At 58.7% G+C, this 25,601-nt stretch carries 22 protein-coding genes; 9 read left to right on the top strand and 13 right to left on the bottom strand.

Going from position 1 to position 25,601, the window contains the following annotated elements; translation table 11 throughout:
* Nucleotides 1–3 precede the first annotated feature (3 nt).
* The 5 genes from C1N60_RS20495 to ascF form a co-directional block, all read right to left on the bottom strand.
* Nucleotides 4–477 carry an OmpA family protein gene (locus tag C1N60_RS20495; RefSeq protein ID WP_021509523.1) on the bottom strand — a complete coding sequence of 158 codons (474 nt, stop codon included), beginning with the start codon at nt 475–477 and terminating at the stop codon, nt 4–6.
* Nucleotides 474–1,688: a diguanylate cyclase domain-containing protein gene (locus tag C1N60_RS20490; RefSeq protein WP_058770539.1), complete on the bottom strand. Its 1,215-nt coding sequence runs from the start codon at nt 1,686–1,688 to the stop codon at nt 474–476. Before C1N60_RS20490 ends, C1N60_RS20495 begins: the two co-directional genes overlap by 4 nt.
* A 1-nt stretch (nt 1,689) precedes the next feature.
* The gene (locus C1N60_RS20485) at nt 1,690–2,253 is read right to left on the bottom strand and encodes a YfiR family protein (protein ID WP_058775074.1); all 564 of its coding nucleotides are present in this window, start codon (nt 2,251–2,253) and stop codon (nt 1,690–1,692) included.
* Nucleotides 2,254–2,575: 322 nt separating this feature from the next.
* The gene (locus C1N60_RS20480) at nt 2,576–4,012 is read right to left on the bottom strand and encodes a 6-phospho-beta-glucosidase (RefSeq protein ID WP_058781415.1); all 1,437 of its coding nucleotides are present in this window, start codon (nt 4,010–4,012) and stop codon (nt 2,576–2,578) included.
* Between the two features lie 25 nt (nt 4,013–4,037).
* A complete protein-coding gene (gene ascF / locus C1N60_RS20475; RefSeq protein WP_394521915.1) occupies nt 4,038–5,477 on the bottom strand; it encodes a PTS cellobiose/arbutin/salicin transporter subunit IIBC in 1,440 nt (479 codons plus the stop codon).
* A 263-nt stretch (nt 5,478–5,740) separates the two neighbouring features.
* On the opposite strand from ascF, the gene C1N60_RS20470 reads away from it, so the two are divergent.
* Complete coding sequence (locus C1N60_RS20470) at nt 5,741–6,760, top strand: LacI family DNA-binding transcriptional regulator (protein WP_394521914.1); 1,020 nt, start codon at nt 5,741–5,743, stop codon at nt 6,758–6,760.
* Nucleotides 6,761–6,762: 2 nt separating this feature from the next.
* Here C1N60_RS20470 and C1N60_RS20465 read toward each other — a convergent pair whose 3' ends face one another.
* Nucleotides 6,763–7,437 (bottom strand): GntR family transcriptional regulator, encoded by a 675-nt coding sequence (locus tag C1N60_RS20465; protein ID WP_394521913.1) that lies wholly within the window; start codon nt 7,435–7,437, stop codon nt 6,763–6,765.
* 114 nt (nt 7,438–7,551) lie between these two features.
* Here C1N60_RS20465 and C1N60_RS20460 point away from each other — a divergent pair, with 114 nt between their 5' ends.
* From C1N60_RS20460 to C1N60_RS20445, 4 genes are read left to right on the top strand one after another with little or no spacing between them, the layout of a single operon-like run.
* Nucleotides 7,552–8,232 carry a DUF2848 domain-containing protein gene (locus C1N60_RS20460; RefSeq protein ID WP_394521912.1) on the top strand — a complete coding sequence of 227 codons (681 nt, stop codon included), beginning with the start codon at nt 7,552–7,554 and terminating at the stop codon, nt 8,230–8,232.
* Between the two features lie 10 nt (nt 8,233–8,242).
* Complete coding sequence (locus C1N60_RS20455) at nt 8,243–9,586, top strand: amidase (protein ID WP_275029892.1); 1,344 nt, start codon at nt 8,243–8,245, stop codon at nt 9,584–9,586.
* A 2-nt stretch (nt 9,587–9,588) separates the two neighbouring features.
* Nucleotides 9,589–10,224, top strand: coding sequence for a hypothetical protein (locus C1N60_RS20450; protein WP_394521911.1), 636 nt, complete (start codon nt 9,589–9,591; stop codon nt 10,222–10,224).
* Nucleotides 10,217–11,530 (top strand): MFS transporter, encoded by a 1,314-nt coding sequence (locus C1N60_RS20445; protein ID WP_394521910.1) that lies wholly within the window; start codon nt 10,217–10,219, stop codon nt 11,528–11,530. The genes C1N60_RS20450 and C1N60_RS20445 overlap by 8 nt, the downstream gene beginning before the upstream one ends.
* Before the next feature lie 30 nt (nt 11,531–11,560).
* Here the strand turns inward: C1N60_RS20445 and C1N60_RS20440 are convergent, their stop codons facing one another.
* Nucleotides 11,561–14,155, bottom strand: a complete 2,595-nt coding sequence (locus C1N60_RS20440; RefSeq protein ID WP_394521909.1) for a bifunctional diguanylate cyclase/phosphodiesterase — start codon at nt 14,153–14,155, stop codon at nt 11,561–11,563.
* A gap of 450 nt (nt 14,156–14,605) precedes the next feature.
* On the opposite strand from C1N60_RS20440, the gene C1N60_RS20435 reads away from it, so the two are divergent.
* Nucleotides 14,606–15,673, top strand: a complete 1,068-nt coding sequence (locus C1N60_RS20435) for an acyltransferase family protein (protein ID WP_104093578.1) — start codon at nt 14,606–14,608, stop codon at nt 15,671–15,673.
* Between the two features lie 32 nt (nt 15,674–15,705).
* On the opposite strand, the gene C1N60_RS20430 is transcribed toward C1N60_RS20435, so the two are convergent.
* Nucleotides 15,706–16,992 (bottom strand): methyl-accepting chemotaxis protein, encoded by a 1,287-nt coding sequence (locus C1N60_RS20430; RefSeq protein WP_021509510.1) that lies wholly within the window; start codon nt 16,990–16,992, stop codon nt 15,706–15,708.
* Nucleotides 16,993–17,401: 409 nt separating this feature from the next.
* On the opposite strand from C1N60_RS20430, the gene C1N60_RS20425 reads away from it, so the two are divergent.
* Nucleotides 17,402–18,460: an NAD(P)H-dependent flavin oxidoreductase gene (locus tag C1N60_RS20425; protein ID WP_021509509.1), complete on the top strand. Its 1,059-nt coding sequence runs from the start codon at nt 17,402–17,404 to the stop codon at nt 18,458–18,460.
* 29 nt (nt 18,461–18,489) lie between these two features.
* Here the strand turns inward: C1N60_RS20425 and C1N60_RS20420 are convergent, their stop codons facing one another.
* A complete protein-coding gene (locus tag C1N60_RS20420) occupies nt 18,490–18,876 on the bottom strand; it encodes an acyl-CoA thioesterase (protein WP_021509508.1) in 387 nt (128 codons plus the stop codon).
* Between the two features lie 335 nt (nt 18,877–19,211).
* Here C1N60_RS20420 and C1N60_RS20415 point away from each other — a divergent pair, with 335 nt between their 5' ends.
* Entirely contained in the window at nt 19,212–20,552 is a 1,341-nt protein-coding gene (locus C1N60_RS20415) for an MFS transporter (protein WP_021509507.1), read from the top strand.
* Between the two features lie 123 nt (nt 20,553–20,675).
* On the opposite strand, the gene C1N60_RS20410 is transcribed toward C1N60_RS20415, so the two are convergent.
* Genes C1N60_RS20410 through C1N60_RS20395 form a run of 4 tightly spaced genes read right to left on the bottom strand, consistent with a single transcriptional unit; the run spans nt 20,676 to nt 24,641 of the window.
* On the bottom strand, nt 20,676–22,043 hold the full coding sequence (locus C1N60_RS20410) for an MFS transporter (protein ID WP_394521908.1): 1,368 nt from the start codon (nt 22,041–22,043) through the stop codon (nt 20,676–20,678).
* Between the two features lie 38 nt (nt 22,044–22,081).
* Nucleotides 22,082–23,014, bottom strand: a complete 933-nt coding sequence (locus C1N60_RS20405; protein ID WP_136547839.1) for an SMP-30/gluconolactonase/LRE family protein — start codon at nt 23,012–23,014, stop codon at nt 22,082–22,084.
* On the bottom strand, nt 23,011–23,949 hold the full coding sequence (locus tag C1N60_RS20400; protein WP_104187238.1) for a hydroxyacid dehydrogenase: 939 nt from the start codon (nt 23,947–23,949) through the stop codon (nt 23,011–23,013). The genes C1N60_RS20405 and C1N60_RS20400 overlap by 4 nt, the downstream gene beginning before the upstream one ends.
* Nucleotides 23,949–24,641, bottom strand: coding sequence for an RraA family protein (locus C1N60_RS20395; protein WP_021509503.1), 693 nt, complete (start codon nt 24,639–24,641; stop codon nt 23,949–23,951). Before C1N60_RS20395 ends, C1N60_RS20400 begins: the two co-directional genes overlap by 1 nt.
* 170 nt (nt 24,642–24,811) lie before the next feature.
* Between C1N60_RS20395 and C1N60_RS20390 the strand changes: the two genes are divergently transcribed.
* A complete protein-coding gene (locus C1N60_RS20390) occupies nt 24,812–25,525 on the top strand; it encodes an IclR family transcriptional regulator (protein WP_021509502.1) in 714 nt (237 codons plus the stop codon).
* The last annotated feature ends 76 nt before the right edge of the window (nt 25,526–25,601 follow it).

Here is a 25,601-nt window from a genome sequence, read left to right as displayed (position 1 = left end):
CGCTTACGGCGCCGTGATCACAATGGCAACGCGGCGATTTTGCGCCCGGCCCTGTGCAGTGTTGTTGCTGGCGACCGGCGCGCTCATGCCCAGCCCACGCGTCACGATGTTTTGCCGTGGAATCGCCGCGCCGGTGGCCCACTGATCGGCCACCGCGTTGGCGCGTTTCAGCGACAGCTGCTGGTTGTAATCTGCTTTGCCGTAGTTATCGGTGTGGCCGTCAACGCGCAGATGTTCGATGCCGGTCGCGGCCAGGTTTTTCGCCATCTGCGCAATGCTGGCTTTGCTGGCGGGCGTCAGGTCAGATTCATTGATGCCAAACAGGATTTTATCGGACAGGCCCAGTCCCCAGCCTTCGGTGTTTTCGCTGAAGCCGGCGTCGCGCATCGCTTTAATCTGCGCGTCGCTAAAACGCCCGGTTGACTGACAGCCGACACAGGCCAGCACCATAACCAGCAAACATGATTTCAGTTTCATACGCGTACCTTACTCATTCCTTTGTTTTTATACATATGCATATCGGCGCGCTCCAGAATCGACGCCACCGAATCGCCATGCTGCGACCAGGCGTAGCCGATGGTCACCGATGTGGTGATCTGCGTGCCTTCCGAAATCACAATCGATTGCGCGATTGCGGTACGAATATCTTCCGTCAGCTGCTGCAGATCGGCTTCTGAGGTGCGGCTGGTAATCAGCATGGCAAACTCATCACCGCCCAGCCGCGCCACCAGATCGTCCTGATACGCCAGCGCGCTGAGGCGCGCCGCGATGGCCTTCAATACTTCATCACCGGCGGCATGGCCCCAGTTGTCGTTAATGCTCTTGAAGCGATCGCCGTCGAGAAACAGCAGCACAAAATTCTCATGCGCCAGCTGCTGATCCAGCAGCTGCGACAGGCGGCCAACAAACGCCGAGCGGTTGGCCAGTCCGGTTAACGGATCCTCCAGCGCTTTGGCCGCCAGTGAACGGTTATCACGCAGCAGCGAGGCTTTTAGCGTCTGCATTTCACTCAGCAGCGAGTTGAGATCTTCGGAAAACAGCTGAAACTCTTTGGTCGGATTTTGCGGTACGCGCGTCGAGAAATCGCCAGAGCGAATCACGTAATGGATGGCGCTGGTGATATTGCGCAGCGAGCGCAGAATACCGCGATGCAGAAATTCACTCAGCAGGCAGGAAATCACCAGCACGCACAGCATACCGATGGATAAAATCATCACCGAATAGCGAATAAAATCGGCCGCACCGCTGACGGTGCCGGCCAGCATTAAATGGCCAACCTGGGTTTCGGCGTGATTAATTTCCACCGCCAGCGGCTGCTGATAGATCCAGCGACGCAGTAGCGTTTCATACCAGCCGCTCTCTTGCTGGCGATCGTGCCAGTCCACCAGTACGGTATTGCCCGCCGTGACCAGCTTCGCGGAGGCAAACATCCCTTCATTGCCGAGCAGGGCTATTTTGTTGCGGGCATCATAGCTGTCTTCAAATACCGTCGCGGCGGTCAGGCTGGTGCTGAGTGTGGCGGCAATGAGTTCGAGGTTTCTTTTCTCATAGCGTTTAATAAACAGTAAAGACGTCGATGTCAGCAGCAGCCAGCACAGCAGTAATATCACGGCGGCATTGACGGTGCTGATACGACGCAACTTATTGCGAATCGATGATTTATCTTTTTTTATGCTATCAAACTTCATCTTATTTGCTTCCTTTGCGGGACAGCAACAACACGTCCGGGCTCACTCTGACACCGCTGCGCGCCAGCGAGTCAAGGTTGACGGAAAAGGCGGTGTGATCGCGGTTAAAGATCAGACAAAAGGCCGCGCCAACCGCACAGTCCGGGTTGTTTTCCGCGATGGACAGAACGGCTTTACCCTGTAGCATCGCCAGCAGTTCAGTTTGCTGCTGCGGCGTCTGATCGCCGAAGTAAATGGCATCGCAGCGCTGGCGGCTGAGTTCGCTGGTCTGGTTAATCCACACCACGCTGAACGGCGTCGGGCCCTGAGGCTGCGCAAGGTGCTGTGCTGAAGCGAATACGCACAGCTGTGGCGGCTGTGTTAACTGTGGCCAGTGGCTAAAACTGATGATGCCGCTGACGATGCGGTTAGCCTGATCGTCACGCTGAACCGCACTGTTTGCCGCCTGAGCAGCAGGAAAACAGAGGAGATAAATGAGAGAAAATACGGGAAGAAATGCGCGTAAGCCCTGCAATAAATAGAGCAGCTGGCTGTCGCCCTTCACCTTTAATTGTAGTTGTAACATAGCGCTATCTCTGAACAGCAACCGGGAAATAGTACCATCGCGCTGTACAAAAGAGTACCGCCGTACAGGCGCTGATACCGCAATCAGGCAGGGTAGAATAAATTCGTCAGGACCGGATTTAAATAGAGAGTTAAAAGAGTAACGAATGAAAACTCAGCAGAATAAGCGTATTAAGGCTGACTTCTGCCGGATATTCCCGCAGCAAAATTAGCGCAGCGGCGCGATTTTTCGCAAAATGATTTGCCCGGCGACGCCGGATATTCCCTTTGTGGCGCAATGGCCCTGAATTGAATAATCATTCAGCGCCATTCACCGCATTTTTTTAATTAAAATCCAAATCCCGTCCGTTGCTGGCAATGACCCGCTGATACCACCAGAAGGATTTTTTGCGCAGCCGGTTGAGCGTGCCGTTGCCGCGGTCGTCGCGATCGACATAGACAAATCCGTAGCGTTTACTCATTTCACCGGTCGACGCCGCGACCAGATCGATGCAGCCCCAGGTGGTGTAGCCCATCACCGGCACGCCGTCAGCAATCGCTTCACCCATAGCGCGAATGTGCTGTTGCAGGTAGCTGATGCGGTAATCGTCTGCAATTTCCCCGCTGGCATTGATTTCATCGTGCGCGCCGAGACCGTTTTCCACCAGAAAAAGCGGTTTCTGATAGCGGTCGTACATCATATTCATGGTGATGCGCAGGCCAAGGGGATCAATGCCCCAGCCCCAGGCGCTGCGCGCCAGATGCGGATTGGTCAGCGACTTCACCACGTTGGCGGCGCTGCTGTTCTGTTCATTCATCTCTGCCGACGCGCAGCGCGAGGCGTAATAGCTGAAGGAGATGAAATCGACGGTGTGGCGCAGCAGTTCGTCATCGCCTTCCGCCATGACAATCTCCACGCCTTTCTCGCGAAATACCCGGGCGGCATAAGCGGGATAAGCGCCGCGCGCCTGAACGTCGATAAAGAATAAGTTCTCGCGATCTTTCTGTAACGCGGCCCACACATCTTCCGGCTTGCAGGACCACGGATAGAAGTTGCCGCCGGCCAGCATGCAGCCAATCTGATTCTGCGGATTGATCTCATGGGCGATTTTGGTTACCAGCGCGCTGGCGACCAGCTCATGATGCGCTGCCTGATATTTCACCTGTTCGTGATGTTCATCCGGCGCGAACACCAGACCGGCACCGGAGAACGGGCTGTGCAACAGGATATTGATCTCATTGAAGGTCAGCCAGTACTTCACCAGACCATCAAACGCTTCGAAGCAGGTGCGGGCGTAGCGCGCGAAGAAATCGATCATTTTACGGTTGCGCCACGAGCCGTATTCGGTGACCAGATGCATCGGCACATCGAAGTGACACAACGTGACCAGCGGTTCGATGCCGTACTTGCGGCACTCTTCAAATACGCTGCGATAGAAGGCAATGCCTGCCGCGTTCGGCGTCAGCTCATCGCCGTTGGGATAAATGCGACTCCAGGCGATGGAGGTGCGAAACACCGTGAAGCCCATCTCCGCCATCAGGGCGATATCTTCTTTATAGCGGTGATAAAAATCGATGGCGTCGTGGCTCGGATAGAACTCATCGTCGCGCAGCGTATAGCGCGGCTCCAGCCCCAGTTTAACCGCCATGCGGTGCTCGCCGTGTGGAATCATGTCCACTGTGGTTAAGCCTTTACCGCCGGCGCGATAACTCCCCTCTGACTGGTTGGCGGCTAACGCGCCGCCCCATAAAAATCCCGCAGGAAATGTCACTTCAGACATCACTCACCTCAATCACAGTCCATTATTAATTCGCGCTGAGCGGCTTTGCGGCTTCTGACTTACTGCTGCGCGGTGCGCTGTCCGTCACCGGAATATCTTCAAAGCCAAGAATTAGCGTCAGAATGAACGACAGCACCACTGACAGCACCATCACGCCAGCCACCCAGACGATGCTCATCGGGTTGGTGGGATCGAAAAACTGGACGCTGGTAAACAGGCCCGGTGAGGCCATCGAGTGGCTGGCGAGGCCGCCAATGCCGGCCACCGCGCCACAGATAAAGCCGCTGATCAGGCTGGCAATCAGCGGACGCTTCAGGCGCACCGCCACGCCGTACAGCGCCGGTTCGGAAATGCCGGCGACGATGGCGGAAGCTGCCGCCGCGAACGCCGTCTGCCGCAGTTCCGGATTTTTGGTTTTGAATGCCACCGCCAGCGATGAGCCGCCCAGTGACAGGTTGGCGCCAATTTCCGACGGCATCACCATGCCTTCTTTGCCGGTCTCAGCGATGGTCTGAATGATGGTTGGGGTAAACACGCGATGCATGCCGGTCATTACCAGCAGCGGCCACAGCCCGCCCATGATTGCCACCGACAGCCAGCCGAGATAACCGTGAATGGTATACACCAGCGCCGAAATGCCGCTACCGATCCAGATACCGAGCGGGCCAATAAAGACGATGGCGATGGGGGCTGCAATCAGCACAATCAACATCGGTTTAAGGAAGTTTTTGGTCACAGCCGGGGTAAAGCGATCGACCCAGTATTCGATGTGCGACAGAATCCACGTCATCACCAGCGCGGGGATCACCGTGTAGGTGTATTTCACCGCGGTAACCGGCACTGAGGCGAATTCCACCACCTGACCCTGCGCCGCTTTGGCCATCAGGTCGATAAAATTGGGATGCACCAGCACGCCGGCAATGGCAATCGCCAGCGACATGTTGGTTTTGAATTTCAGCGCTGCCGAAGCCGCCACCATCACCGGCAGGAAGAAGAAGGCGCCATCACCAATCACATTCAGGATGATTAACGTCGACGAGCCTTTGGTCAGCACGCCGCTCATCTCCAGCATCATCGCCAGCAGTTTTACCATCGATCCGCCAATGATCGCCGGGATCAGCGGTGACATGGTGCCGACCAGCGCATCGAGAATGCCCGCGCCGATACTGCGCAGCGTGATTTTCCGTTTCACCGGCGCGCTGCCGCTGTTGCCCGGCGTGCCAAGTTTCATCACTTCCTGAAAGGCGAGATTGACGTTGTTGCCGATGATCACCTGACACTGGCTGTCGGTGTGCACCACGCCCATTACGCCGGGAATGGTTTTCAGCGTGGCGTTGTCGACGCGCGCGCTGTCTTTCACCACGAAGCGCAGGCGTGTCATGCAGTGGGTAACGGCTTCAATATTCTCTAATCCGCCGAGCGAGGCCACAATGGCTCGTGCGGCGTCAGCGTAGTTGGTCGCCATGAATGTTTGTCTCTGATTGTAGGGTAGAGGAAACGTCGGTTTCGTCTGGCTATTATGTGTTCATGAGAAACCGGTTTCACAAAATCATGAACAGGTGCATTCATTCAGACAAGAAAAATCGCTATCTTCGTTTTAATTTTGTGATGTTGATCGGCTGACGTGCGGCGGGATCTTCACCCGCAGGCGCAGGGCGAAAAGAAAATTCCCCGTCTTATTCATCGCTTAGGTACACTGAGGCGATGAGCAGCGAAGCAGAGTGAAGCATGGCAACCATACTTGAGGTGGCAAAAAATGCCGGCGTGTCAAAAGCGACGGTGTCGCGCGTGTTGTCCGGCAACGGCTATGTCAGCCAGGAGAAGCGCGATCGGGTGTACCAGGCGATTGCCGAGACCGGCTTCCGGCCGAATTTGCTGGCGCGCAATCTGGCGACTAAATCCAGCCAGACCATCGGCCTGGTGATCACCAACACGCTGTATACCGGCAGCTATTTCAGCGAAATGATGCAGCATTCGGCGCGTATTCTTGAGCAGCAGGGTCGTCAGCTACTGCTGGTGGACGGCAAACACAGCGCCGAAGAGGAGCGTGCGGCGATTCAGTTTCTGCTCGATCTGCGCTGCGATGGCGTGATCATCTATCCGCGTTTTCTCACCATTGATGAGATGGACAGCATCATTGCCCAGCACCGCCATCCGATTCTGGTGATCAACCGGCGGCTGCGTCAGCACGACAGTTACTGCATCTACTCCGATCAACAGCGCACCAGCGCCGAGGCGGTGGCGCAGTTGATTGCACTCGGCCATCGCGATATTGCTTTTATCACCGGATCGCTTGACTCGCCGACCGGGCGCGAGCGCCTGGCCGGTTATCACGCGGCACTGGCGCAGCATCAGCTGGTGGCGGATGACTCGCTGGTAGTGGAAGGCAAATGGCAGGCGCAGCACGGGGCAGCGGCAGTGGAAACGCTGCTGGCGCGTGGTAAACCGTTCAGCGCGCTGGTCGCCAGTAACGATGAGATGGCGGTAGGCGCGCTGAAAGCGCTGGCGGCGCATAACATCCGCGTGCCGCAGCAGGTGGCGGTGCTGGGTTTCGACGATATTCCGCTGGCGCCTTATACCATTCCGGCGCTGGCCAGCGTGCGCATGCCGGTGACCGGCATGATCGAGGAGACCATTGAACGCCTGGTATCGATGCTCGACGGCGGCGAAATGCGTAACCGCAAAACCTTTGCCGGCGAGCTGATTATGCGCGAATCCGTCGGTCCCGGCCCGTTTTACCCTGGCTGAATTCAGGCGTTCAGCAGCGCCTGCTTGAACGAATAGATGTGCACGCGCGCGGCCTCTTCTGCCCGTGCCACGTCACCCTGCGCCAGCGCCGCAATGATCGCGTCGTGCTCGGCAATCACCTCCTGCATGTGCTGCGCGCTCGACAGGGTGGTTGCCCAGAAGCGCTGCGCCTGGGCGTGGATGATGCTGAGAATATCTGACAGACGACCGTTGCCGGCGATGTCAGCCAGCACCTGATGAAATTCGCGGTCCAGCAGCATCATTTGCTCGCGGTCACGCGCCACGCTGGCGGCGGCGATGCGCTGATTCAGCGCCTGTAGCTGGGCGATCTGCGCCGGATTGACGCGCTGCGTCGCCAGCCGCAGGCACAGCGCTTCATTCACCAGCCGCACTTCAATCAGCTCCAGCGCATCGTCAATCGACAGCGGTGCCACCATCACGCCCTTACGCGGAATAATCTGCAGCAAGCCTTCGGTTGCCAGCCGGTGTACCGCCTGATTAACCGGCGTGCGGCCCATTGCCAGATCCTCCATCACCTGCGCGGTATTGAGATATTCACCCGGCTTATAGCGCAGCGTAATCAGGCGATGCCTGAACGCCAGATAGGCCTGTTCATTCAATGAAACGCTTTTTTGTCCGGCCTGTGACTTCACATTTTCAGCAACTGAATCACTCATCACGCAGATCCTTATTGGGGTACTGAGACATCTTACACAAAAACCTGGCATGAAAATGGCTATCTTGAAATTGCAGTGAAATTTCACACGCATTTTTCATCAGGAGATCATCTCATGCATTTACGGTTTACAACCGACGCAACAGCCGCCTCCGTGCTGGATGTCGACATCAACCAGCTGGTGATTGCCGGTTGGGTAGGACGCGACCAGGCGGCGGTGCTGCACCATATCAGGGAGCTGGAGGCGCTGGGCGTGCCCGCACCTGGTGCAGTCCCGCTGTTTTATCGTGTGGCCACTCAGCAGCTGGCGCAGCACAGCCCGCTGGAAGTGGTGGGCGAACACACCTCCGGCGAGGCCGAGCCGTTTGTGTTCTTCCATCGCGGCGAATACTGGGTGTCGCTGATTTCCGATCACACCGACCGCCATCTCGAAACCTTCAGCGTGGCGCTGTCGAAGCAGGCCTGCATAAAGCCGGTCGCCGGTCATGCGTGGCGCATGGCGGAGGTTGAGGCGCACTGGGATCGGCTGGAGCTGCGCGCGTGGATCAAAGTCAACGGCGACTGGTTGACTTATCAGCAGGGCACGCTGGCGTCTCTGCTCACGCCGATGGATCTGCTGGCGCGCTATTTCGGCGATCGCCCGGTCAGCGAAGGGTTTGCGATGTCATGCGGCACGTTAAGCGCGATTGGCGGCATCCGTCCGGCCAGTGAGTTTCGTATGGCGCTGCACGATCCGCTGCTGAATCGCACGCTGGAACATCACTATGTCACCGGTACGCTGCCGGTGATTGCCTGAGGAGACGCGCATGATCACCTTATGGCAGGCGAGCCAGCAACTGCGCACCGGAGAGCTCAGCGCCAGCGCCGCGACGCAGCAGGCAATACGCGCCACGGAGCAGCCGTCGGGCGAAGGCGCACGCGTGTTTACGCGAACCTATGCCGCCAGCGCCGTGCAGCAGGCGCTGGAAGCCGATGCGCGCTGGCAACAGCAGCAGCCGCGCAGCCCGATTGACGGGCTGCCAATCAGCATCAAAGACCTGTTTGATGTGGCGGACGAAACCACCGGCGCTGGCTCGCGCGTGCTGGCGGAAGCACTGCCCGCCGCGCGTGACGCGCATATCGTCCAGCAGCTGAAACAGGCCGGCGCCGCGATCGTCGGCAAAACCAACATGACCGAATTCGCTTTTTCCGGGCTCGGCATTAATCCGCATTACGGCACGCCGGCTAATCCGTGGCGGCGCGGCGAAAAACGCATTCCCGGCGGCTCTTCATCCGGCGCGGCGGTGGCGGTGGCTGATGGCATGTGCCTCGCGGCGGTCGGCACGGATACCGGCGGCTCGGTGCGCATCCCGGCGGCGCTGTGCGGGCTGACCGGATTCAAACCCAGCGCCAGCCGCATCAATCAGGCCGGCACGCTGCCGTTATCCGCGGCCCTCGACAGCATCGGCGTGATTGCCCACGACGTGCGCAGCTGCTGGCTGCTCGACAGCGTCATCGCCGATCGGCCGTTGCAGCTGGCAGAGCGAGATATCACCCAGGCGCACTTTGCGATTCCGCAGACCCGGGTTCTGGACGGGCTGGACCGCGAAGTCAGCCAGGCGTGGCATCACGCGCTGGCACAGCTGCGCGCGCAGGGTGCCACGCTCACCGAACTGCCGCTGCAGGAACTGGCGGAACTGGAAACCTTCAACGCCCGTGGCGGTATTACCGCCTGGGAAGCCTGGCAGTGGCATCAGTCGCTGCTGCAGAAACACGCGGACGGTTATGACCCGCAGGTGCGGATGCGCATTGAGCGCGGTGCGCTGCTGAGTGAGGCCGACGCGCAGCTGCTGTACCAGCAGCGCGCCGACTGGCGGCAGCGGGTGGAGCAGGCGGTGGCACCGTTTGACGGTCTGCTGCTGCCCACCGTGCCGCTGATTGCGCCGACCATCGCCGAACTCGACGACCCGGAGCGCTATCGCCAGGTCAACCTGCTGATGCTGCGCAACACCAGCGTGATCAACATGCTGGACGGCTGCGCCATCTCCCTGCCTTGTCATCAGCCCGGCACTGCGCCGGTAGGTCTGATGCTGGCCGCCACTCATGGCCACGATGCCGCGCTGCTCAGCTGGGCGCTGGCGCTTGAATCCATCCTGCAACGGAGTCTCTGAAAATGACACATCCCCACGGCATGCTGTTTGTCGCCACCAACGTCGCCGCTGAAGACGAAGCCGATTTTAATCAATGGTATGACCATGAACATGTCGCCGAGCGCGTCGCCATTAACGGCTTTCTCAGCGGCACGCGCTATCAGGCGCTGGATGCTGAGCGCAAATATCTCGGCCTGTATGAAACCCGCTCGCTGGATACCTTCAGCAGCGCCGATTACTACGCTGCCTTCACGCGCCAGACGCCGTGGTCGGTAAAGAACCTTGAGCGGATGATCAAACCGATGCGCCGCGTGTGCGCAATTACCCAGCAGCACGGCCAGGGCGTTGGCAGCCACCTTGCGGTGCTGACGCTGAAGGCTGGCATTGAAACTGCAACCCTCAACGCCAGGCAACAGCAGGTTGCCACGGTGCCGGGCTATATCGCCTCGCGCTTACTGACGCCGGACATCACGCTGAGCACGCCGCTGCCGCAGGAAGATCGGGCGCAGCGCGCCATGCAGCCGATGCTGCTGCTCAGCTGTTCGAGCGCCGATGCCTGCCAGACGCTGGCGGCCGCCGCGGCACAGGCGCTCGATGCCCAGGCTGAATGTTACTCGCTCAGCTGGCAGCTCACTCAACAGGAGATGGCTCATGGCTAATACCGATTCTACCTTACCGCACGCCACGCGCGCCGCAGCAGGGAAAACCACCACCGGCCGTCTTGCTGCGGCCAGTTCTATCGGCACCGCGCTGGAGTGGTATGACTTTACCGTTTACAACATTCTGGCGGCGCTGGTGTTCAACCATGTGTTCTTCCCCAGCTTCGATCCGCTGGTCGGCACCATTCTGGCGTTTTCAACCTACGCGGTAGGTTATGTGTCGCGTCCGGTGGGCGGTTTTGTCTTTGGCCATCTCGGGGATGTCGCCGGGCGCAAGGCCGTGTTGATCACTACGCTGGTGATCATGGGCGTAACCACGGCGCTGATGGGCATGCTGCCCGGATATGCGCTGTGGGGCATCTGGAGCCCGATTCTGCTGGTGGCGCTGCGCTTTGTGCAGGGCATCGCGCTGGGCGGCGAATGGGCCGGCGCGGTGTTGCTCTCCATGGAGCACGGCGAAGCCAGTAAGCGCGGGCGTAACGCCTCGTTCGCCCAGGTCGGGCCTTCCTGCGGTACGCTGATTGGCACCGGCTTTATCACTTTAGTGACGTTGTCACTCAGCGGCGAGCAGTTTCAGGAGTGGGGCTGGCGCATCCCGTTCCTGCTCAGTCTGCTGCTGGTGATGTTTGGCCTGTGGCTGCGGCGCGGCGTGGAAGAAACCCCGACTTTCGTGGCGATGCAGCAGGCGGAGAAAACCAGCCACACGCCGCTGAAAGAGGTGTTCCTGCGCTATCCACGTGAACTGCTGATCGCCGGCGGCTCGCGCATCGGCTCTGATGTGCTGTACGCGCTGGTGGTGGTGTTCACCCTGACATACGTCACCACCGTGTTACAGCTGCCGCGTCCGCTGGCGCTGATGGCGACGATGGTCGGCGCGATTGGCAACGCGTTGACGGTGCCGCTGTTTGGCGCGCTGTCCGACCGCCTGGGCCGCCGTCCGGTGTACATTGCCGGCGCGCTGCTGGCTATTGTCTGGTCGTTTGTGTTTTTTGTCCTGCTCGACAGCACCCAGCCGTGGCTGATTGTGCTGGCAGTGGTGATCGGCCTGCTGATTCACGCCATGATGTACGGTCCGCAGGCGGCGTTTGTCACCGAGCAGTTCCCGAGCCACGTGCGCTATGCCGGTTCGTCACTGGCCTATACGCTGGCTGGCATTATCGGCGGCGGTTTTGCTCCGCTGATCATTACCTCGCTGTACAAAGAACTGGGCAGCACGCTGTGGGTGTCGCTTTATGTGACGCTGGCGCTGGCGATCACGCTGTTTGCCTTATGGAAAGCCAAAGAAACCGCGCACCAGTCGCTGTAATCACCTCTGGCGAGGGATCGCCACCTTTTATTAAATATTCATGTGCAGCGCCGGTTCACTCTGCGGCGGCTCGGTCGAGATTTGCAGCAGCGGCAGCGGTCGTCCGATGTAGTAACCCTGAATGGCATCGCACGCCAGCTCCTGCAGTTGCGACATCTGCACCGGCGTTTCCACGCCTTCCGCGGTTACCGACAGGGAATAGGCTTTGCCGAGTCCAATCATGTTTTCCACCACCTGGCGCGCCTGAGGTGAATCGGCCAGCGGAAAAATAAAGGATTTATCGATTTTGATGCCGTCGAACGGGAAGGCGCGCAGGTAGCACAGCGACGCGTAGCCGGTGCCAAAATCATCAATCAGAAATCTCACCCCCAGCGCTTTCACCGCCTGCATCACCGCCAGGGTTTTGTCCGGATCGCTCAGCAGCGCGTTTTCCGTAACTTCAATTTCCAGCCGCTGGCTCGGCAGACCGCTGAGCTGCAGCACCCGGGTGATGCGTTCGGCTAAGGCGCTATCCTGCAACTCGCTGGCGGAAATATTCACTGAAACCGCCATTTCCGGCCGGTAGCGGGCGATGTCCTCGCAGGCATTGAGCAGCACCCAGTCGCTCAGCGCGCTGATCAGGCCGGTCTCTTCGGCCAGCGGAATAAACTGATCGGGCATCAGTAAGCCCAGCCGCGGATGCTGCCAGCGTACCAGCGCCTCGACCGCGCTGATGCGCTGCGCGATCAGGTCATAGCGCGTCTGATAGACCAGCCGCAGCTGGTTCTCCTGCAGCGCTGCGCGCAGCTCATGCTCCATTTCGCGCCGCTGCACAATTTTCTCTTCCATGTCACGGTCGAAAAATATCCACTGGTTGCGGCCGCTGTTTTTCGCTTTATACAGGGCGATGTCGGCGAAGCGCAGCAGATCGCTGGCGTTGTCGGCATCCTGTGGTGCCAGCGCGATGCCGAGACTGCCGCCGATGTGGATGTCGTTGTCGTACACCGGGAACGGCAGATTGAGCTGGGCGATGAGCTGCTGACATAGCGCGTCGACCTGCTCGCGGCTGCCCGCCTCCGGCAGAATCACCACAAACTCATCGCCGCCGAGCCGCGCCACCAGGCCGTTGCCGTTGAGCGTGCGCCGGATACGATCTGATACCGCATGCAGCACCTGATCGCCCGCCGCATGGCCGTAGAGATCATTGACCGGTTTGAATTTATCCAGGTCGATCATAATCATCGCCAGCAGCGGCTGCGCCGGCAGCGGCAGGCTCAGCTGCCCCGTGAGGAATTCGCGCATCTGCACGCGGTTGGCCAGTCCGGTCAGTTCATCGAAGTGCGACAGATAGTGCGCGCGCGCCTGCGCTTCAACTTCCAGCGTTACGTCGCTGGCGCTGCCGCGAAAGCCGCTGACGCCGTTCGCCAGGCTGACGCGCTTGAGGGTCAGATTGCAGTAGCGCGGCTGATGCTGAGCGGAGAGATAGCGGCAGCCGTTCAGCGTAAGCTGACCGCCAGAGTCTGCCAGCTGCAAAAGCCGGGCGCGCTGGTGTTCATCGCACAGCAGGAAATCCAGTAGCGTGCGCTGCAGCCACTCCTCGCTGGTAAACCCGGTAACTACCGGGAAACGGCCGGAAACCCAGCTGAAGCGCAGCTGTTCGTCCATCTCCCAAATCCAGTCGGTGGTAATTTCGGCGATATCACGGAAGCGGCGTTCGCTGGCGCTGAGCGCCCGCTGGCTTTGCGCCAGCAGCAGCGTATTTTCATCATTGAGCTGCGCTTTACGCAGCGCGTTGCGCATCAGCATGATGGCGCCATACAGCGTGATTAGCATGGCGATCACCAGCAGCGGCAGCAGGGCGGTCAGCAATTTACCGCCGGGGTTGCTGCTGGTCCAGCGCAGCGTGGCGTCATGGCCGTCGGCGGCGAGGCGCAGGCTTTCCGCCACTGGCGCGCGGGGTGCAGCGAATTCCACCCGCAGCGCGTTGATGCCGTATTCATGCCCCAGCTGCAGCAGCTTGTCCGGCGTCAGGCGATCGGCAAAGATCATCAGCGATGGCGGGCCGGGCTCCTGCGGCACGCTGTTATCGCCACCGGTGGTGATCCAGGCGGCGCACAGCAGCACCAGTTGCTGGTTTACCACCACAAAGCGCGACAGCGCCTTACCGTCATTGTGCTGTAACTGCTGACGCAGCGCGGACAGTTGCTGGCGACCGAGCCAGTCGGTGAAATCGCGTTGCTGCAGCTGACCGTCGATCACGCTGTAAACCGTATCGCCGCGCGGCGCGATGACAAACACGCCCTCGTAGGCAAAGGTCTGGAACAGCGACTCACCCAGATTCTGCCGCGTCCACGCCCAGTCAGTATTCAGCGTGCGGTGCAGGTTTTGGTAGGCTTCGCCCCATTCTGCATTATCGGAGAGGTGAAACTGCATCACTTCCTGACGCGTCTGCAACGCCTTCTCCAGCAGCAGGCGGTTTTGCCGCGCCTCCTGCTGGTTGAGATCGCTGGCGATAAAGCACAGCGTCACCAGCGCCACCATAAAGGAAAGAAAAATCAGCAGCACCATCAGCAGCATCGGCTGGCGCATCAGTCCGCGCATCCGACCATCGGTCGGGAAATCCATCAGTGAACGTTTCGCCATCATAGACTTATCACAAACCAGTAAAATGATATTTCATAAGTACGTTATGAGTATCGGCATGACTGCGCCGAACCTGGGCGAAAAAGTAAAAAAAGCGTGAGCGGAGCGGCAAAAACAGATCGCATATTCGGCCAGAAGCCCGACGATGCCGTGGCGCAATCAGATCTGCATAAGGTCTGTTAATAAAAGGCCCTGCCGCTGCGTTTGCACCAGGGCAATTCGGCGAATGCCGGTAAATTTTTCCCGTTGCGCTAATAGCTTAGTGTTTATTTCATGCTGATGACGATAAATATATTACAGCCATAATTTATCAGAGCGTGATTTAACGTTCAGGACTTAAAGAATTTCCTGGTTAAATGATGGTGCGTTATCCAGGACTATTCTTGTTGAGTGTAAATCTTTGTCAGTGCTAATTTGCTGAAACCCATCTGCTCCTCTTTCCAGAGACCACTTATGCAACCACGTATCACGCATCTTGATGGCATGCGCGGATTAGCGATCCTGCTGGTGATTGCTTATCACGCCTATGCCCGCTGGCCCGAACTGTTGCCGTATGCCGCCACTACCCAGCATATTCCGCTGCTGGCATTTGGTTGGGTTGGCGTGCAGTTGTTTTTTATGATCTCCGGCTTTGTCATATTTATGACGCTGGATAAATCGTCCGGCTACCTCAGTTTTCTCAAAAAACGCTGGCTGCGCCTGTTTCCGGCAATGCTGATAGCCAGTCTGCTGCTGTACGTTGCCGGCGGCTTTTTTCCGGAGTGGTCGCTGATGACACCGGAAAGCCGCAACCTGCTGCCCGGTCTGATATTTATTAATCCTGAGACGCTGACGCAGCTCACCGGCATTGAATTCCGCTCCATGGCCGGATCGTTCTGGTCTCTCTATGTTGAAGCGCTGTTTTATCTGATTATTGGCGCGGTTTATTTTACCTTTGGACGTAAATATTGTCTGCCGGCGCTGATTGTGCCGATGTTATTACTTTCCGCCTCATCGGTATTGAAATCACTCGGCCATCCATTATTAATCGATGTAATTTCAAAATTCGGTTTTATTCACTATGCCTGGTTTATGGTCGGCTGTCTGGTTTATGAACGTCTGCATGGGCGCGATAAACGTTATCACTACGCGCTGACCGCGCTGGCCTTGCTGATTAATTTCAGCTACTACGTTAAAAACAGCGGCGTGGTCGCCGTGGTGCCGCTGTTACTGGTAATGCTGTTTTTTATCGCCAGCTTTTATTCCAGACAGATTGAGCGCTGGCTTTCCCTGCGCTTTTTCACCGCCATCGGATTTGTCAGTTACGCCCTGTATCTGATTCATGAAAATTTAATGATCGCGATATTGATAAAGCTTAATGGCTATATCAAAAATGAAGCGGTGATGACGATGCTGCCGGTGGTGGTGGCCAGCGTACTGTATTATGTTGCCTGGCTGATCAGTAAATATGCGGAACCGGCGCTGCGTAATGCGCTGAAGTGGAAGCGGCAGCCCGCGCCGCAGGCGGGCAGCGGGCTGTAATCGCGCGGGAGCCAGCGCTCCCGCGTACGCTGTCACACATCCAGCCGGTGAATGACGTTCACAAACTCGTGTACGCCACTGTTGATTTCCCGCAGGCTGCGCGACAGCACGCTGATTTTCTCCTGTTCGGTCACCACAAATTGCCTGACCTCATCCAGTTGCTGATACATTTGCTGGATCAGGTCGGCATTTTGTTCCACGACCACGGATATCTGTTTGGTGGCGCTGGCGGTCGAGGCCGCCAGGCGGCGCACTTCACCTGCCACCACGCTGAAGCCACGTCCGGCCTCGCCAGCGCGTGCGGATTCAATCGCGGCATTCAGTGCCAGAATGTTGGTCTGTGAAGCAATCAGGTTGATGGTTTCCACCACGTCGCTGATGCTCCTGGCCGAGGCGGTGAGTTGCGCGCCAATTTCGGCGGCGGCATTCACCTGCTGCGCCACCAGTCCGGAGTTACGCACCGTTTCATCCAGCACTTCATTAGCGTTATCGGTAATTTGTGAGGTCTGCTCAGAGGTGGTCAGCGCGATATCTGCCACGCGCTTCGCCGCCTCGACGCGCGCGGTGATATCCGAGGCGATCTTAATCACTTTGTAGACCTTACCATCGCCGTCAAACACCGGGTTGTAGCTCGCCTCCAGCCAGATGCGCTCGCCGCTGGCGGTCTTACGCTCAAAACGACCGACAAAATGCTGACCATTGCCAATTTTGCGCCAGAAGTCCGGGTTCTCGCGGTAAAAATTGTCGAAGCAGAACAGGCGATGATGCTGGCCGGCGATGGCTGGCAGGGTATAGCCCATGTGGGTGAGGAAGTTGGCGTTGGCGGTAATGATGTGACCGTCCGGCGTGAATTCAATCACCGCCATCGAACGGTCCAGCGCCGTTATCACCGCCTCTTTATGCTCCAGCTCCTGATGGCGCGCGGTGATGTCGCTCGCGACCTTGATCACTTTGTACACTTTGCCGCGCTCATCGCTCACCGGAAAATAGGTCGCGCTGAGCCAGAAGCGCTGATGCTGCTTGTTGAAACGCTCAAAAATGCCGTTCACCGATTCGCCGGCGGCCAGCGTTTGCCAGAAGGCGTAATAGTCGGATGACTGGCTGTAAGCAGGGCTGCAGAAAATCCGGTGATGCTGTCCCTGAATTTCATGCAGCTGATAGCCGGTGACCTGTAAAAATTGTGCATTGGCGCTGAGGATTTCACCGGCCGGTGAAAACTCAATCCACGCAACATGCTGCTTTATCGCTTCAATATCCTTAGCAATGTCGCCACTTTTGGCAAATGGCAGAGAAAGGCTCGATTTTTTCACCCCGAACATGAGAGACCTCAGGCGCTTGGTATGCTGTTGAACGAAATGCAGGCGCAGATGCGCGCGTGCTAACGCATTCGGCGCCTCCAGTGGAGGGCACCGCATGATTACCCCGGTTGTCCATTACAGCCGTGCCACAGGCACCGGCTGCTGTCTCGCTACGCACCGATGTGCGCAGGTGGGGTGTGTAATAGTGTTACCTGCCTGATGTTGTTACAGCGCAAGCTGAAAGCTGTTTTTGCTATGCAACTTTGATTATCGACCGTGGCGTTAAAAATGTGAGAAAAAAGTGATCAACGCCGCGCGTGCGGGTAAGAAAAGTGTCCAGCGGACTTGTTAAAAGATGCATGTTAAATGTATGTTAATGCCCGAGACGTGACGCAATCAACGCCCGATGACGGGTTGGAGAAAAACCACCATGACGACCGCGCTGTGCCAGCTGTTAAAACTGCAGTATCCGCTGATTCAGGCACCGATGGCCGGTGTCGCCACGCCGCAGCTGGCCGCAGCGGTATCCAATGCCGGGGCGCTGGGATCGATTAGCGTCGGCGCGGTGACGCCGCAGCAGGCGGCAGACATGATTGCCCACACCCAGGCACTGACGAGCGAGCCGATCAACGTCAACGTATTTTGTCACGCGCCGGCAAGGCGGGATGCCGCGCGCGAGGCGGCGTGGATCAGCCGATTCAGCCCGCAGTTTGCGCAGTACCAGACGGCGCTGCCGCCAGCGCTAACGGAGATCTATCAGAGCTTTTTGCACAATGAGGCGATGCTGGCGGTACTGGAGCAGGCGCGGCCGGCGGCGGTCAGTTTCCATTTCGGCCTTCCCGATGCCACGGCCATCGCCCGGCTAAAGCAACGTGACATTGTCACGCTAGCGACCGCCACCAGTCCGCAGGAAGCGCGGGCAATTGCACGCAGCGGTATCGATATCATTGTGGCGCAGGGTTATGAAGCCGGTGGCCATCGCGGCCATTTTGATCCGGGCGCGCCAGACCAGCAGCTTTCGACCGTTGCGCTGGTGCAGGCGATTCGGCAGCACACCACGCTGCCGGTGGTGGCAGCGGGCGGCGTGATGGACGGTGCCGGCATCGCGACGATGATGAAACTCGGTGCCAGCGGTGTACAGCTCGGTACGGCGTTTGTGCTGTGTCCGGAGTCGGCGGCCAGTGCGGCCTATCGTCGCGCGCTGCTGGCAGCTGGCGAGCGTGGCACGGTAATGACGGCGGCGATCTCCGGGCGTCAGGCGCGCTGCGTGCGCAACGCATTTTGTGAATTGTGCCATGACGTAACGCCGGAGGAGATTCCCGACTATCCGCTGACTTATGCGCTGGGAAAAGCCCTGGCGGCTGCTGCTGCGGCGCACGGCGAGGACGGCTTTGGTGCCCAATGGGCCGGTCAGGGCGTGGCGCGGGTGCGCGCGCTGCCGGCGGCACAGCTGGTGGAGACGCTGGTTGCTGAGTGGCAGCAGGCATAAAGCAGGCTGCTGCCACATAGTGCGTAACGTTACAGGCCGAGCGCGCGCGTTACCGCTTCCGGCATTGACGGACGCCCATTGGCGAGACAGGTGGCAACAAACGTGGCCTCGGCATACACCACGCCGTCGACCTTGATTTGCTGCACGAAGTTCACGCGATTGCGCTTCTCGTTCTGTTCCAGCGCGCAGGTGACTTCCACCTTGTCGCCTTTCACCAGGCTCTTGCGGAAGCGCAGCGTGTACTCCAGCACCATGTAAATCTTGCCCTGACTGAACTCTTCTTCAATGTCGATACCCAGCGCCTCGCGCATGTAAGCGTGGCGCGTCCACTCCATGTAAAACGGGTAGTACAGCCCGTCGACCACGCCTTGAAAATCGATATGGCTTTCATCTACGTCATAGTGCTTTACGAACATTTTTGCATCCTGATAAGCGCGTTACGCGGTGAGGCAATGGGTATACCTCAGAATGACGCCGCGGGTAAACGGCAAGATGTTGCAAAGTAATTCCACTGTCGCCTGGCAGAATGAATGCTGGTATTTTCCCGTGCTGCAGCAGAAACTGACAGCTGCATCACATATCCATAATCAACTGGCTACCTTTTTGTGACAAATCACGCAGCCCGGACACATTTTTCTGCGCAGGGTCGCGCGGCCAAACATAATGGTTTTACTATGTACACGCATGTTGTACAGAGTAAAACAACAACACTGGCCGATTTGCGTTAAGCCATGACTCTGTGAGGAACTCTATGTCTGACAAGATAACCCGCGCGGCCGCTGTGCCCGATATTGAGCAGCAGACCGTAAAACGCGTCATCTGGCGCATTCTGCCGTTCCTGATCGTCTGCTATCTGATCGCCATTATCGATCGCGGCAACATCGGCATGGCGTCCCTGCAAATGAATGAAGATCTCGGGCTGAGCAAAGCGGTGTTTGGCCTGGCAAGCAGCCTGTTTTTTGTTGGCTATTTTCTGTTTGAGGTGCCAAGCAACCTCGCGATGCAGAAGATTGGCGCCAAAATCTGGATTTCGCGCATCATGGTGACGTGGGGCATTGTCTCGGTGTGCACCGCGTTCGTCAGCAGTGCGGAAATGCTCTACGTGCTTCGCTTTCTGCTGGGCGCTGCCGAAGCCGGCTTCTTTCCCGGCGTGATCCTTTATCTGACTTACTGGATTCCGGCGAAATATCGCGCGCGCGTAATTGCGACCTTTATGGTGGCGATCCCGGCAGCCAACTTTATTGGCTCGCCGATCTCGGGCGCAATCCTGACGATGGACGGCTGGTTCGGCCTGCGCGGCTGGCACTGGCTGTTTATCATCGAAGGATTCCCGGCGATTGTGCTGGGGGTGCTGGCTTTCTTCCTGCTCAGCAACCGTCCGGAAAATGCCCACTGGCTGACCAGCGAACAGCGCAACTGGCTGAGCGGCAAACTGGCTGAAGAGAATGCACAGCGTAAAGCGATTGGTCATATCACGCTGTGGCAGCTGCTGCGCCACAAGCATATCTGGGTGATGGCGCTGATTTACGCCGGCGCGTCGGCAGCGGGTTCGACGCTGAGCGTCTGGTCACCGCAGCTGCTGAAATCATTTGGCCTGGATAACTTCACCACCGGTTTGATGAATGCGATCCCGTATGGTCTGGCATCGATTCTGATGATTGTCTGGGGCCGTAGTTCGGACCGCAGCGGTGAGCGTCGCTGGCACACCGCGCTGACGCTGTTCCTGATTGCCGGTGGACTGCTGGCGGCGTTCCTGACCGATACGCTGGCGGGCAGCGTGGTGATTCTGTCACTGGTGCTGATTGGTGCTTACTCGATGAAAGGGCCGTTCTGGGCGCTGGCCTCGGGCTGGATGTCCTCAACCACCGCAGCGGCCGGTCTGGCTGCTATCGGCGCGATGGCCAACCTGATTGGTGGCGGGCTGATGGTGAACGTTTACGGCATCATCAATGAGAAAACCGGCAGCCATGCGATGGCGATGATTCCTCTGGCGCTGCTGTGTGCGGCGGGCGGCATTGCGGTATTGCTGATGGGACGCAGCAAAAAGCTGCACGTTGAAGCGGAACAGCCGGTGGCCAGCACCGGGAAATAATCTCATGAGCCTGTGCCAGGGAGGGCACGTATCTGGCTCATCACGTCTGCCGTTATCCTGCTTTCATCCTGTAAAACATCCGTTTCCCGATGCGCCACAGGCACACCGGGAAACGCGGCGTTATTATCTCTGCTCAGCGCTGCGCTGGCGCCACGGATCTTTCACCATGGCGACCGCCAGTGCGCCAATCATCAGGACTGCCGCCACCGCCAGCAGCGCCCACATAAAGCCGCCGGTAGACTGACGCACATAGCCGATCAGCGACGGGCCGAAGAAGCCGCCGAGATTACCAATCGAGACAATCATAGCTAAGCCGCCTGCCGCGGCATTGCCGGTCAAAAAGCCGGAAGGCAGCGCCCAGAACGAGGCCTGAAACGCCAGAATACCGCTGACGGTGCAGCACAGTGCCAGCATTTTGATCACCGGCGCATCGCTCAGCGCGCTGCACATCAGGGCTAAGGCGGCGATCACCAGCGCGCCGCTGATCCAGCGAATACGGTGCGCTGATGCATTAGCGCGGCGCGCCCACAACAGCATGCTCACGGCACCGCAGACATAGGGCAGCGCGGCAAGAAAGCCGGTTGCCGTATGGCTCACGCCGAGCTGTTTGATGATCTGCGGCATCCACAGTCCCACGCCGATCGAACCCACAATGCCGCAAAAGTTAATAAACGCCAGCAGATACAGCAGCGGATTGCGCAGCGCGTCGCGCATCTGGGAACCGTGCGTTGCCGCGATTTGCTGCTGCTCATCGGCCAGCCGCCTGCTCAGCAACTGCTGTTCACGCGGCGCCAGCCAGCGCGCTTTCTCCGGCCGGTCGCTCAGCACAAACAGGCACATGACGCCGAGGATCACCGCCGGTAAGCCTTCAATCAACAGCAGCCACTGCCAGTTACGGATATGCTCATGGTCGGTGATCTGCATCAGCGCGCCGGAAATCGGTGAGCCGATGATATTGGCCACCGGAATGCCGACCAGGAACGCGGCGGTGATTTTGGCGCGCCAGCTGCCGGGGAACCAGTAGGTAAAGAACAGATAGATGCCGGGGGTAAAGCCGGCCTCTGCTACGCCGAGACAGAAGCGCGCAATGGCAAAGCTGACGGGGCCGCTGATGAACGCGGTCGCCATCGAAATCAACCCCCACGAAATCATGATGCGCGCGATCCAGATGCGCGCGCCCACTTTTTGCATGATCAGGTTGCTGGGAATTTCAAACAGGAAATAGCCGATAAAAAACATGCCCGCGCCAAAGCCAAACTGTTCGGCGGTGATGCCGAGATCGGCGTTCATGCCCAGCGCGGCAAAGCTGACATTGGTGCGGTCAAGGTAGCTGACCACATAACAGATAAAGATAAACGGCAGAATGCGACGAAAGGCTTTGGCGGCCGCCTGCTCACTGTCCTGGAAATCCTGTTCGCTGAGCGTTTCATGGCGGGGTGGCACCGCAGCCGGCTGAGCCGGCGCAGGGCTGGATGTTGAGTGCAGGGTCATAGTAATCTCCGGTGCGTTCGGATGACGCAGAGTTGTAGTCAGAGAAACGAGGTATCGATGGCCGGTAACGCGCGGCCTGGTGTGTTCTGGGTGCAGGTCAGGATGCTGCCGCTGACCGATTCGGTGATAAACAGCTGATTAAGGTTGGCCCCGCCGAAGCACAGGTTGGTGGTGGAACGACCCAGCGGACTGAGCAGAATCTCTTCCGGTTCAGCCAGATCGTTAAGACGCCAGACGCGCCCGAGGCCGGGATTGGCAATCAGCAGTTCGCCGCGCTGATTGATGGTCAGCCCGTCCGGCCCGCTGGGTCCGTGTGAGGTAAAGAACAGTCCAACTTTGCTCACCGAACCATCCGCCAGCAACGGCACGCGCCACACGCAGTTGCCGCGCGTCATCGCCACGTAGAGGATTTTCTCATCCGGCGACAGTACCAGGCCGTTCGGGCTCGGGCAGTTATCCAGCAGCAGATCCAGCCGGCCATCCGGGCTGAGCCGATAGACGCGTCCGCTGGCATCGTGCAGCCCGGTCTGGCCCTGATCGGTGAAATAGAGATTGCCGCGGCTGTCGGGGGTTAAGTCGTTGACGCCGCGAAAGCTTTCGCTGTTACGCCGCGTCAGCCACGGCGTGATAGTGGCGCTGCTGATTGACAGCTTCATCAGGCCGTTACGGTAATCGGTGATGATCAGCGTGTCCGGATCGGTCAGCTTCATGCCGTTGGGCTCACCGTCATACTGCACCACCAGCTCCCAGTTGCCGCTCATATCGACGCGAAAGATGCGGCCATAGGGAATATCGGTGACATACAGACAGCCGGAGGGATGCCACACCGGGCCTTCGAGAAAGGAGTCGGTAAGCTGGCCGCCGCGATTGGCGGCAGCCCAGACATTGCCGGCGTCCGGCCGGCGAAACGCTTCAGGCAGGCGCGAAAACAGCGTTAACTCGCGCACCTCCGGTACGGTGAGCACGGTCATGATACCGCCTCCTGCTCCTGCAGAACCTGCAACGCGTTGCGCGCGGCACCGGTGCCCATGCGCACGTAGGCATTGTCGCTCACGCCGCCAATGTGCGGCGTAATAATCACGTTGTTAAGCGACTGCCACAGATGCGGTGCAGTCAGCGGCTCGCTGGTGAAGCTGTCCAGTCCGGCGGCACGCAGCGTGCCGTTTTGCAGCGCGGTCGCCACCGCCTGATCGTCAATCAGTCCGCCGCGCGCGGTGTTGACCAGAATCGCGCCAGGCTTAAAACGGGCGAGGGCGGCCGCGTTGATCATCTGGTGATTGCTGTCCGTCAGCGGACAGTGCAGCGACACCACATCGGCACGGCTGTACAGTTCATCCAGTGATTCAACCGCTTCACAGCCAGCCGGCAAGGTTTGCGCATAAGGATCGTAGGCCAGCACCTGCATACCGAAGGCCTGGCCGATGCGCGCCACGCGGCTGCCGATGGCACCCAGACCGACCAGGCCGAGCGTGCGTCCTTCCAGCTCCAGCGATTTATGCTGCGCTTTATCCCAGTGTCCGTCGCGCATCCGGCGGTCCAGCTGCGGCACGGATTTAGCACAGGCGAGGATCAGCGCCCAGGCATGCTCCGACACGGCGGCGGCATTGGCGCCCACTGCCGCGCGGACCGCAATCTGGCGTTCCGCCGCTGCCTGCTGATCGATAACGTCAATACCGCTGCCGTGCTTGGAGATCACGCGCAGCGCCGGCGCGGCGTCCATGATGCGCCCGTTGATTTTGCCATAGCGCACAATGATCGCCTGAGGATTATGGCGCTCGCACAGCGCGATCAAATCGGCTTCCTGCGGCTGGCGTCCGGCATAAATCAGCTGATAGTCCTGCAGCAGCTCGACGGCTTCAGCAGCCAGGTCGCTGCCGGTGATGAGGATAGTTTTTACGTTGCTCATTACAGCGATTCTCCTTCTGCTAACATACCCGCCGCGCGCAGAGCACCTTCCAGCCAGCCCGGACGTAAATCGCCCTGCTTAATACCCGCGATGCGGCGCGTTTCGGCGTCCAGCTTCTTCGCCGCCAGGGCAATGATGCGTTCCACATCCTGTTTAGCGATCACCACCACGCCATCGGCATCGCCGACCACCAGGTCGCCCGGCTCAATCGACGCACCGGCTACCGACACCGGATGGTTCACACGTCCGGGAATACTTTTGGTGGGGCCGCTTGGGTTGAGGCCGGCAGCAAACACCGGATAGCTGCCCTGCGCGAGGGCGTCAGCATCACGCACCGCGCCATCAATGATGATGCCGGCGATGCCGGACGCTTCGGCCTGGGTTGCCATGATTTCACCCAGCAGCGCGCAACTGATGTCGCCTTTGCCGTCTACTACCAGCACATCACCCGGCTGGGCGATAGCCAGCGCCGCGTGAATCGCCAGGTTATCGCCCGGACGCACTTCCACCGTGATGGCCGGCCCGGCGACTTTCATCTGCGGCGACAGCGGCTTAACGCGGCCATGCAGGGTGCCGCGACGACCGGCGACATCGGCCAGAATCGCCGCCTGGAATGCGGCGGCCTGGCTGACGGACAGGGCGCTGACGCGCTCGATGTTGCGGTTGATCAGGTTATTTGCAGACACAGACATAATTCACCTCGTGGTTTGTTTTACCTGGTACAACAATGTTGTACAATATAAAACAACTATATCGACGATCTGACGCCGCATGCCAGTGTTACGAAGGTGTTTGTGATGTAAACACGATGTGACTCACAGTTTTCAGGTACACTCAGGACGGCACAAATCAGGAGGAAAAAATGGGAAATGAAGGCGTTAATGCGGTGGAGAAGGCGTTGTCGCTGCTGGATTGTTTTAAGCCGGGCGAAGAGAGCCTGTCGCTGACTGCGCTGTCGCAGCTTTCCGGCTATCACAAAACCACTGTCTATCGTCTGATGAACTCGCTGGAAAGGATGGGCTATGTGGTGCGCAGTGACAGCGGTGTCTACACGCTCGGCCCGCGTCTGTTATACCTCGGCAAGCTTTATGAGCAATCATTCCATCTGGCCAGCGTGGTGCAGCCGGAATTGCAGGCGCTGGCAACGGCGACCAACGAGAGCGCCAGCTGGTACGTACTGGATAACGGCCAGCGTCTGTGCCTGTTTCGTGCTGAATCGTCTGATGGCCTGCGTCATACGCGCCTGCCGGGGACAATTTTTCCGCTCGATAACTCAGCCATCAGTAAGGTGCTGCGTTTCTGGGGCATGAATGAAAATCTCTTCGATGCGCTGCCGTCGCTGCCAATATTCAGCTCGGGCGCGCGCGATCCGCACATCGCGGCCTTTGCCGTACCGGTATTCGCCGAAAATGACCGGCTGACCGCTGCGCTGGCGCTGACCGGCCCGGTTTCGCGTCTGACGCTGAATCGCAAAGATGAAGAGTTAGGCGTGTTGATGCGCGAAGCGGCTGCACGCCTGTCAGCCAAACTGGGCGCGCGCAAAGCATTTTGTGATGCGGTTTATGCGGCTAAATAAGGCTGCGCATTACTCACTCACCGGCGGGCCAGCAGGCCTGCCGCACTCCTTCGGATTTTTTAAAGCAACACCTCAG

It is taken from the genome of Pantoea sp. SGAir0184 (assembly GCF_043544755.1).
Note: the sequence above shows the minus strand (reverse complement) of the source record. Positions and strands in the feature narration are given on the sequence as shown.